8 protein-coding genes are annotated in these 6,844 nt (G+C 47.2%); 1 reads left to right on the top strand and 7 read right to left on the bottom strand.

Features of this window, described 5'->3' with window-relative positions:
* On the top strand, positions 1-932 hold a 932-nt coding region (locus tag Q0200_RS11515), incomplete at its 5' end, for an MFS transporter (RefSeq protein WP_297941250.1).
* A 133-nt stretch (positions 933-1,065) separates the two neighbouring features.
* On the opposite strand, the gene Q0200_RS11510 is transcribed toward Q0200_RS11515, so the two are convergent.
* The 7 genes from Q0200_RS11510 to Q0200_RS11480 all read right to left on the bottom strand — a co-directional run.
* Positions 1,066-1,614, bottom strand: a complete 549-nt coding sequence (locus Q0200_RS11510; protein ID WP_297941249.1) for a CheR family methyltransferase — start codon at positions 1,612-1,614, stop codon at positions 1,066-1,068.
* Positions 1,615-2,132: 518 nt separating this feature from the next.
* Positions 2,133-2,402, bottom strand: a complete 270-nt coding sequence (locus tag Q0200_RS11505; protein ID WP_002953476.1) for a FlhB-like flagellar biosynthesis protein — start codon at positions 2,400-2,402, stop codon at positions 2,133-2,135.
* A 2-nt stretch (positions 2,403-2,404) separates the two neighbouring features.
* Entirely contained in the window at positions 2,405-4,102 is a 1,698-nt protein-coding gene (locus tag Q0200_RS11500; protein WP_297941248.1) for a flagellar hook-length control protein FliK, read from the bottom strand.
* A 30-nt stretch (positions 4,103-4,132) separates the two neighbouring features.
* Entirely contained in the window at positions 4,133-5,329 is a 1,197-nt protein-coding gene (locus tag Q0200_RS11495) for an MFS transporter (RefSeq protein WP_297941247.1), read from the bottom strand.
* On the bottom strand, positions 5,319-5,981 hold the full coding sequence (locus tag Q0200_RS11490) for a potassium transporter TrkA (protein WP_297941246.1): 663 nt from the start codon (positions 5,979-5,981) through the stop codon (positions 5,319-5,321). Before Q0200_RS11490 ends, Q0200_RS11495 begins: the two co-directional genes overlap by 11 nt.
* Entirely contained in the window at positions 5,978-6,256 is a 279-nt protein-coding gene (locus tag Q0200_RS11485) for an AtpZ/AtpI family protein (RefSeq protein ID WP_297941245.1), read from the bottom strand. Before Q0200_RS11485 ends, Q0200_RS11490 begins: the two co-directional genes overlap by 4 nt.
* The coding region (locus Q0200_RS11480; protein WP_297941244.1) for an aminotransferase class III-fold pyridoxal phosphate-dependent enzyme at positions 6,256-6,844 on the bottom strand (589 nt) is incomplete at its 5' end. The genes Q0200_RS11485 and Q0200_RS11480, both read right to left, overlap by 1 nt.

The following is a 6,844-nucleotide window of genomic DNA, read 5'->3' as shown; positions in this document are numbered from 1 at the left end:
TTTTTATGCTCGTTTTTATAGACAAACTCTCCTTGATGTGGCTGCTATTCGTGATAATATTTATCAGAGTCGGGGCCGGCGGAACGTATTTTCAGGTCGAGATGAGCCTTTTCCCTAAAATTTTAAACAAAGACGACCTAAAAACCGCAAACGAGATCCACTCGCTCATCTGGGCGTTTTCATACACTGCGGGCATGGGGCTAGCTGGAATTTATATCCATTTTTTCGGGATCAAAAGCGCCTTTTTGCTAGACTGCGCTCTTTACGGCGTGGCGCTCATCGTCCTGCTTGAAACCGATATCGCCGTGCGAGCCAAAAAAGGCGGCGAAAGAGTCCGCGAGATGCTAAAAAACGGCCTAAAATACGTAAAACAAAATCCGCTCATAGCGCACCTCATCATGCTGCACGCCGTTGTAGGCGTGACTAGCTACGACGCGCTCGTGGCTCTGCTAGCCGACTATCCGTATGCTGGCCTGCTCTCAGCGTCGCTCATCATCGGCTACATAAACGCCTGCCGCGCCGTCGCCCTTATCGTCGGTCCGCTCGTGCTTAGCAAATTCGTCTCAAACTCCAACCTAGTCTATATCTACGTCGGCCACGGGCTTGGCGTCATCGCGTGGAGCACGCTACAGTTTAACTTCTATATCGGATTTATCGGGATTTTTTGCGCGGGATTTTTCACCTCGACGCTTTGGAGCTACACCTACACGCTCATCCAGCAAAAGTGCGATCCGGCGTTTTACGGCCGTATCATAGCCTATAACGATATGGTTTATCTAGGCGTCGCGGCGGTGATTTCTAGCGGCATAGGACTTCTTTTTGAGCTAGGGCTTAGCCTCTGGCTGATCACGGCGCTAATAGGCTGTATCTTTTTTGCCGGAGCAATTTACTGGATATTCGTGCGTAAAATTTACAAAGACGAGCTAGTGTAAATTTGCTCTGCGGCGCGGGTTTAGCAAGACAAATTTAAACGCATAAATTTACCGTCCGCGTCAAAAACGTAGCCGTCCGTTTACGTCAAATTTAAGCAAATTTGAGCCGAATTTGACCTCAAATTTACCCAGCTCAGGCCTTAGCGTAATAAGTCGTTCCGTTTGAAATATGCTTTTTATAAAGCGTCGTAAAAGGCACCAGATCGGCGTGTCCTACGTAGAGCCTGCCGTGATCGCTCAAAATTTTATGAAAGCGCTCGACCGTTTTTAGCTTAAATTCCTCGTTAAAATAAATCATCATATTTCGCGAGAAAATGATGTCGAATTTGCCGAGCTTAAAAATCGCGTCGTCAAAGGTATTTGCCACGCCAAACTCGCATCTAGGCAGCATCTCGCGCTTGATTTCGTACTTGCCGTCGCATTTTGTGAAGTAGATATTTTTTTGATTGTCGTTTAAGCGGTGTAATGAACGCTCGCTATAAACGCCCTTTTTACAGCTATCGATAGCATCGGAGTTTATGTCGATACCCACGATGCTAACGCGGTTTACGTCAAGCAAATTTGAGTGCGCGAGCATACCTAGCGAGTACGCCTCATCGCCCGTCGAGCACGGTGCGCACAGTATCCGCACGCTATCAAGCTCCTCTCTGGCGTAGTAGATCGCGGCTTGCAGCTGCGGCAACTATCTGTAGAAATAAATCTCGTTCTATTTAGTTCTACCTGGATAATCTTATTTAGTTTAAGTTGCTTAAAAAAACTTTAAACACATTAGGCCGGCAGAAAAGACACTGATTAAGAATAGTTTTGTTTCAAATTTGTTCCGTTTTTAAGTTAATCTCACAAATACTGTATATTTATCTGCATGAATTTTAACCATAAAGTAAAATACATAAAATAATGCAGATAATTTTATGATAGTTAAAACGGTGTATTAAAATTTAGATAAGAATTCGGCATTTTCCACAACAGCAAAAGAGTAGTTAAATCTTACTTGATAGCCGCCGGTTTTGTACTTTTCAAAGTAAGAATATTTTTATCAGTATGCTTTACTGCTGGCAAAAACCAAAACCCAAAGCAAAACAATCTAAGGCAAACCAAAAAAGCGTTATCCAACCGTTTTTTTCATTTAAATTTCCTAGTTCGCGCTCAAATTTACGCTTGCAAGCAGCCTACTATCGCTTCTATTTTGACGTAGACGCCCTATTTTTTATTCGTCATTTGATACAAAAAGCTAAAGATTTCCGCGACCGCTTTATAGAGATTTGGCGGGACTTCCTCGTTTAGATCGACCTTGCTTAAAACCTCGACCAGATCGGCGTCCTCTTTGATCGGGATATCGTGAGATTTGGCTAGATTTATGATGTTTTTCGCCACTTCGCCCGAACCCGTAGCTAGCACCTTTGGAGCATTATCTTTTTGGCGGTTGTAGCCAAGAGCCACAGCTTTTTTAGTTTTTTGCACTTTTGCCAAATTTACGCCTTTTTATCAAAGCCCATATCAAGCTTATCCAGGCCGCCGTAAACGCCGCTAAGACGTAGCTTTGGCATGGTTTTTAGGCTAAAATTCGACACTATCAAGCCCTGCTCGCCGATAGCCCTTTTTAACTCCTTCGCGCCGCTTAAAATTAGCTCCTTAAACTCCTCTTTTTGCGTCGCGATCGCAAGGTCGATGTATTTGTTTTCGCTAAGCGCCACCATGATATTGATTTGCCCGAAATTTTGAAAATTTAGATCGATTTGCGCGTAGTGTTTTTGCTTTTTGCCTTGCTTAAACCTGATATTTCCGCCCTCTACGCCCTCCCAGACGTATGGTAGATAGGTCTGTACGCCGCCTGCGACCGCGGAGGCTAGCTGGTGCATCTCGATTTGGGCTAGCAGCTTTGAGGCGGCGTCTTTTACGGGGCTAGCGTCCGGGGACTTTGACTGCATGTTTAAAAGCGCGCTTTTAACGTCGTTTTGTAACACCTTTGCCGTCTCTTCGGCGCTTTTTGGCGTTACGGCGCCAAGCTCGGCGCGAGCGATGTTTTGTTGCTTAATTAGCTTGCCGACTTCATCTAAGTTGTTTTTTGCTTCAAAGCCCGCTTTATCGGCGATTTGCAGGGCGAAATTTAGCTTTCTAGCCGCATTTTGCAGCTTATCTTGCAGCGTCGCACCCTCGTTTCCCTCTGCGCCTTCTCGGACGATTTTTTGCGCGAAGTCGTTAAATTTATCCTGCGAGGCCGCAAGCGCGCTAAGCTCGTCCGTTAGCTCTTTTACCGCGTTTTTTAGCTCGGCGAAATTTAAAGCAAAGCCCCTGTTTTGACTTAGCTTTTCGCTGTTTAAATTTTGCATTTTTTCGCCAGCATTTGCCAGCAGCTGCGAGATTTTATTTAGCTCGGCATTTAGCGTTTTTTCGTTTAGGCTTAGCCCGCTGCCGCTCATGGCGTTTGCTTGCTTATCCATAAATTTAGCCGCGTTTTCGAGCTTGTCAGCGATTTCAAAAAGCTGCTTAAAAGGCGAGTTCGCTAGCGTATCCTTGGCTACGGTTTTAGCGTTTTGTAAAATTTGATCAAGCCTAGTAAAGCTCTCGTTCGTGCTTAGGCTGTCATCCTTAGCTAAGGCTGAAATTTGCTCCAAAAGCTGCTGATTTGAGAGATTTTTTATATCGCCGAATAGCTTATTTATCGCGATAGGCAGGTTAAATTTATTGCTTACCGCGTCTTTTAAATTTGCCTCCAACATGATGCCCGAGTTTTTTATCTGCTCGTTTAGCGGCGCGTTTTTTAGATCGGCGACGGGTTTTAAAAACTCCTTTAGTTTAAGCGCGAATTCCTTTAGGTCGGGCTCGTTTTCGGCAAGCGCGACGAGGCTTTTCATATCTTTTGCGAGATTTGGCGAGAGCTGGAGATTTTTAGCCTGCGCGGCCAGCTCTTTGGCCTGAGTCGGGCTTGATTTTAGCTCGTCTAAAAGCTTATTTACGAGCTTGTCTAAATCCTTTACGGCGTTATCCGCGGCTTCGGAGTCTAAATTTTGCGAGGGCGCGGGCTGATTTTTAAAAAGATTTTTGGTTTCGCCAGCCTGGCCCGTCTGTCCGGCGCTTGGGCCACCGGGGCCGCCCGTTTTAGGCAGAGCGCCACTGACTGCGGCCTGGGTCGCGATTTGCGAACTTACTGAGTTACTTACTGATTCCATACGGCTATATCGTCAAATTTGAGATTTTCATTAGCTATTTGCCATCGTGCCCGGACTATGCTCAAAGTCGCTTCTGCTTTCAAGCGGAACGGTCTTTTGCGTGAAGCAAAACGCGATGAGAAACGCAAGCAGCGCCACGTAAACCCACATAAAGCCCTCAAATCCCCAAATTTGCATACTAGCGCCCATTATCACGGACGAAAGAAGCGAACCGAAAGAGTAGCTAAAAAGCACCGCGCGCCCTACTTCGATGCCTTGATTTTTATGTTTTAAAACGTCGTTGGCGCGAGCAAGCGACAGCGCATAGAGGCAAAAAGCGCCCGAGCCTAGAAAAAACGACAAAACGTACTGCGCGTAGATAGATGGTTTAAGCGCCAAAAAGCAAATAGCAGCACACAGCGAGACGGCCGAGCAGACCATTATCGCTGGACGGCGGCCGAATTTATCCGAGACGCTACCGATAAAAGAGTGTGCGATAAAGCCGCCCGCCATCGCTATCGTCATAAAAAACGAAACCTCGGCCGCGCCGTATCCTTGCAGCAAAACATAAACGCTGCCCATAGTAAAAAAGCCGTTTGTAAGGATACCCGCGACGATGCTGGTGATGAGCGCCAAAGGCACGAGCGTAAAGACCCTCGGGATCGAGACGCTCTTTTTTTCGGGGATCGGCGGCTCTTTGATGCGTATCAAATTTAACGGAATACTCGAAAACAAAATAAGCGCCGCGCTAAGCAAAAGCACGTGAGAAGTGGATAAATTTAGCGATAGCACGAGGATACCCAGCCCAAAACATACGTAAAACGTGATCTCGTAAAATGCCAGTACTCGCGAGCGAACCTCGTTTCTAGCGCGCGCGTTTAGCCAGCTTTCGATTATCATCAAGATCGAGTAGTAGCAAAATCCCAAACATCCGCGCAAAAACGCCCAAAAATAGAGATTTTGACTAAGATCGTGAAACATCGCCGCGATACCAAAAAGCGACGCGAATATCCCAAAGCTCCTGATATGACCGACTTTTGAGACGATTTTGTGCGAAAATATCGTAGCCGCCATAGCTCCAACGAAAAATACCGCGATAACAAATCCCGTCTCCAGCTCGCCCGCGCCCATTTTTTTTAGCTCGACGCCGGCCGAGCTGATGATGAGGCCGTTTCCTACAAACAAAAACGCCATCCCCACAAATAGTGCAAACATCGATCTGATCGTTATTATCGAGCTATTTCTCATTGCTTTTTACTCCATATATCAAAGCGCCCGCAGGCATCGCCGCAAGCGCGATCAAAAACGCGGCTACATCGAGGTTGTCGTGCCTTTTTAACGCCAAAAATCCGACGACCAAAACCGCATACGCAATCAGCCGAAAAGGCACGAAAGCGGTGAAGTAGTTGGGCGAATTTTGCTTTAAATTTTGCGCGAAATTTTGCTTTTTTGAGGGCTTAGTTTCGCTGTTTTGATTTGATTCGTTTAAATTTGTCTCGTTTGCCCGGCTTGAATTTGACCGACCGATTTGGCTTGCGTCGTTTAAATTTTGCTCGTCAAATTTAGCCCGCTCGTTTTCGTCGTTTAAATTTAACTCATCTAGACGCCTAACATTTTCGCGGCGCGGGTCATGCTCGTCAAATTTAGCTTCCGCAGGACAATCCGGAAACTCCTCGTGATTTTCGCCCCATTCGTCTATGTCGTCCTCTGCGGAGGCGTCGTAGCCTCGCACGCCGTTTTCTACGCGTTTTTTGTAGGCTCTAAAGGTCGCGGCCAGCACCAAAAGCGAGCCCGCAAACGCGACCTGCGAGCTGTAAAACCACGCGCGGCCAAACACCGCCGAGCCCAGCAAAAGCAAAGCCTCAAACGCGCCGTAAACGGCAATGAGCTTAAAATTCACTCATCGTCCTCGTCATCGTCTTTCGCGGGTTTAAATTTACCTTTGTCTTTTAGTTCATCGAGGCTTTTTATCTGCGCGTCGTAGGCCTTTTTGATGTTTAGGCCGGCTGCGGCGATACCGACTGCGATACCCGCAAACAGCGTCCACGTCCAGCCGGTTTCCTTCATCATCCAGTAGCCAAACCCGGCCCCGATAGCAAGCGCCACGACGATAGAAATGCCCAGACTTAGCTGCTCAGCGCCTTTTACGACGTCGCCTAAATTTATCTTCGCCATTAGGCAAATCCCCAGCTGTTTTTCATGCGTTCTTGTATCGCTTCGCGCTCTTTTCTGGCCTCTTTTAGACGCTCTTCTAGATCGGCGATCCTTGCTTTTACCTCGCGCATCTCCTCGTTCTCGCTCGCGTCTTGCGCGACTATCTCCGCAAAGCTCTCGTCCGCGGCTTTAATGGCAAATTTGATATCCTCTTCGCTCATCGCGTCGCAGATAAAGCCCGTCTCAAACTGGCTAGGCGCTAGATAGACGCCTTTTTTAAGCATTTTTGCGTGAAATTTGGCGTAAAGCTTGGTATCGCTTTTTAACGCATCGTCGTAGTTTTTAACCTCGCTTGCGGTAAAGAAAAAGCCAAACATCGAGCCTCGCACCGTCGTTTGCAGAGCAATGCCGTGCTTCGTGGCGACGCTTTTTAGCCCGTGAGCAAACAGTACGGCTAGCTTATTTAAGCGGTCATAAAGATAATGATCTGCGAAAATTTTACTCAGGCTTGCGATGCCGGCGGCCATAGCTACGGGATTGCCGCTTAGCGTACCGGCCTGATATACGGAGCCTTCTGGGCTTAGGCAGTCCATGATCGCCGCCTTTCCG

Origin of the sequence: uncultured Campylobacter sp., from assembly GCF_938045225.1 — a bacterium.
Lineage (GTDB): Bacteria > Campylobacterota > Campylobacteria > Campylobacterales > Campylobacteraceae > Campylobacter_A.
This window is presented reverse-complemented; position numbering and strand designations above follow the sequence as displayed.

Excerpts from the sequence above, each read along its gene's own strand:
- Q0200_RS11495 (WP_297941247.1), bottom strand. The coding sequence starts at position 5,329 with ATGAGAAATAGCTCGATAATAACGATCAGATCGATGTTTGCACTATTT.
- Q0200_RS11485 (WP_297941245.1), bottom strand. The coding sequence starts at position 6,256 with ATGGCGAAGATAAATTTAGGCGACGTCGTAAAAGGCGCTGAGCAGCTA.
- Q0200_RS11500 (WP_297941248.1), bottom strand. The coding sequence starts at position 4,102 with ATGGAATCAGTAAGTAACTCAGTAAGTTCGCAAATCGCGACCCAGGCC.